Source organism: Pseudonocardia sp. EV170527-09, from assembly GCF_008369905.1.
Taxonomy (GTDB): domain Bacteria; phylum Actinomycetota; class Actinomycetes; order Mycobacteriales; family Pseudonocardiaceae; genus Pseudonocardia.
The window spans coordinates 1-2729 of sequence record NZ_VRMC01000205.1 but is presented as its reverse complement, the minus strand read 5'-3'; the positions used below and the strand labels follow the sequence as shown (position 1 = coordinate 2729).

Below are 2729 nucleotides of genomic sequence, written 5' to 3'. Positions count from 1 at the left end.
TGGTACCCGCCCGCAACGGGAACACCGGCCAGCCCCGCCCGGCCAACCCGAGCGCGACCCGGCACAGCTCCTCCCCCGCCGCGCTCACCGCAGGCCCCCGTCAACGGCCGCCCGCTCGGCGGCGTGAGCGTCCCAGTCGCACTGCGGGCACCACATGCCCTCGGGCCCGAGGGTCCAGTACTCGGTGGTGTCGGCGTGGAGGATCGCGGCGGCCCTGGTCGGGAAGTGCAGTATGTTGCCGTCCTCGTCGACGTGGGGCTGACCGCAGCCCACACAGGCCACGGTGACGCAGGTGTACGCGCTGAACCCCGACAGCGCCTCCAGCCAGCCGGGCTCCGTCTCCGCGCTCATCGCCGACCCCCACCGTCGCGGCGGGCGCGGCGGCCGTGCTGGTGGTGGAACCCGCCGGGGCCGGGGGTGTCGATGGAGGTCGTGCGGCGGGTCAGGTTGTGGGTGACCGGACCGACCGTGATCGCGAACGACCAGCGGCCGGACTGGTTGACCGTGGCCCGCAGCGGGCCGAGTCGGAACGTCTTGCGGGCGCGGAACCTCATCGCGGGTCTCCCTGGTGGTGGCGGGTCGGGTGGGTGGTGTCGTGGCAGTCGAGGCAGCAGCCCAGCGAGCGGGGGATGCAGTACCCCGCGTCGCGACCGCACGACGGGCAGCGCCGCCGGGCGGCCAACGCCCGGCCCAGCGCGGCCCGCTGCCCGGGTGTGGGGGTCCGCTTGGGGCCCAGCTCGGCCGGGTCCCACAGCAGCGCCCACCGGCGTCCGCGGCGGCACTCGATCCGGCCCACCGGCGCCGCTCCCGCCGGAGCTCGCCCGGCCGCCCGCATCTGTCGGCGGGTCACCAGCCCCGCCGGGGCACAGCGCCACCGCCACGTCGGCAGTCCGTCGTGCATGCGGGCGGTGGGCTGCCAGCCCCACCGCTCGGTCATCACTCCGTGCTCACTCTGCGTCGACATCGCTGCTCCTGTTTTCGGCATCACGAAGGACAGGGAGGGAGGCACCGCAGGGTGTCTCGATCCCGCTTTTTAGGGGTTTTCGCTGGTGGGAGCGGGGTGGGTCCCTGGACTCCCTGAACCGGTGTTGTCGCTGATCAGGGCAGGGAGGCAGGGTCAGGGAGGCGGGGAGGGAGAACTCCCTGCCTCCCTGAGCGACTCCCTGTGATCAGCCGTCCCCGCCGGGCCGGTCGCTGTCACCGTCGGTGGTGGTGAGGCGGTCGGCGATGGCCTCGGCGACCCGGGCGGTGGAGACCTGCATGGTGCCGTCGGACTTGTAGGGCTTGGCGCTGTCGGGCAGCTCCTCGGCCAGGCGCTCGAAGGTCCAGGACCCGTAGTGGGTGCGGTCCAGCGCGGCCAGCAGCGCGAGCGCCTCTTGGGTGCGCATCCGCTTCGCGCCCGCCTCGGCGAGGACGTGGGCGAGGTCGTCGAGCAGGTCCCGCCCCGCGACCGGCTCCGGGGTCCGCGCTCCGGTGGTGGTGAGTCCGGCGTCGGCGCGGATCCCGAGGGCTCGTTCGACGACGGGGGTGACGTCGTCGACGCCGTTGCCGCGGGCGACGTAGAAGCAGCGCATCAGCCCGTCGGCCGGGGTGAATCCGCTGGTCATGGCCGTGCCCAGGTCCCCCATGTCGGTCGTGCCGTCGGAGTCGACGGTCATCGGGCGCAGCGTGGTCGCCGAGATCCCCGCCTTGTGCTTGCCGGTGCCCAGGATGGCGTCGTTGCCCTGGTGATCGGCGATGGCGAAGCACGCCCGGTTCGACAGCACCTTCGCCACCTTCCGCGGCAGCGAATCGGCCGACGGGACGGGGGTGGCGAAGATCAGGGTGACCCCGTACTTACGGGCCTTCGCGACGATCTTCTCCACCAGCTCGGCGGCCTCCTCGCCCACGCCGGAGACGAACAGCTCTTGGCACTCGTCGATCACCACCACGCGAGGCCGCATCGTGGGGTCGGCCTCGGCCAGGGCCCGGGTCAGCTTCGGCTCGCCCGCGGCCTGGAGCTTGCGGCCGCGCTCGGACAGCTCCGACATCAGGCCCCGCAGCGCGTCCAGGACCGTGGGGATCTGCTCCGGGTCGTCGGACACGAACAGCGTCCGCAGCCGCGGCTTGAGCGGGTCGTAGTCGGCGTTGACGGCCATGCAGTAGACGTCGACCTCAACGAGGGGGTCCAGGATCGCGCCCAACAACGCGGTGATGATCAGGGTGGACTTGCCCGATCCCATCATTCCGGCCACGCCCCAGTTCGCGGCGAACAGCCGCCCGAGCACGAGCTTCCCGCGGGGGTCGACCCCGACCGGGACACCCTTGAAGTAGTCCGCCGTCCCGTCGGTCAGGAGAGGCCACGGCGCGACGGGCTTGGTCAGTGAGCCCTGGTCGGCGGTCCACAGATCCATCACGCCGGGCTTGTCGCGGGGCTCGGTAGGCCACACCTCGACCGGCAGGCGCAGCAGGTTGTGGGCCAGGACGGGCTTGTTGTTGTTGATCATCTCGACGGTGACGCCCTCGGGGAGCAGGAGCTGGCAGTGCCAGCCCTTCCCGTCATGGGTCGGCGGCATGACCCAGCGGGGTGCCCAGCCCTCCCGGAACTTGCGGTTGAGGGCGGGGATGTTCATGTTCCGCAGCGCGTTGATCACGGCCCGCTCGTCGGGGACGACGTCGCGGCGGGACTCCTCCGGCTCACCGGGGGCGACCCAGGCGGGCAGTTCGCAGCGGGAGCGTCCGAGGTGCCA

General features: G+C 72.4%; 4 protein-coding genes. All 4 read right to left on the bottom strand.

Annotated features, from left to right (window positions below; all coding sequences use genetic code 11):
* Positions 1–84: 84 nt before the first annotated feature.
* Positions 85–351, bottom strand: coding sequence for a hypothetical protein (locus tag FVA95_RS28310; protein WP_149666847.1), 267 nt, complete (start codon positions 349–351; stop codon positions 85–87).
* On the bottom strand, positions 348–554 hold the full coding sequence (locus tag FVA95_RS28305) for a DUF4236 domain-containing protein (protein ID WP_149666846.1): 207 nt from the start codon (positions 552–554) through the stop codon (positions 348–350). Before FVA95_RS28305 ends, FVA95_RS28310 begins: the two co-directional genes overlap by 4 nt.
* On the bottom strand, positions 551–964 hold the full coding sequence (locus FVA95_RS28300) for an RRQRL motif-containing zinc-binding protein (protein ID WP_205016021.1): 414 nt from the start codon (positions 962–964) through the stop codon (positions 551–553). Before FVA95_RS28300 ends, FVA95_RS28305 begins: the two co-directional genes overlap by 4 nt.
* A 205-nt stretch (positions 965–1169) precedes the next feature.
* Positions 1170–2729, bottom strand: a 1560-nt coding sequence (locus tag FVA95_RS28295; protein WP_149666845.1) for an FtsK/SpoIIIE domain-containing protein, incomplete at its 5' end; no start/stop codon positions are given.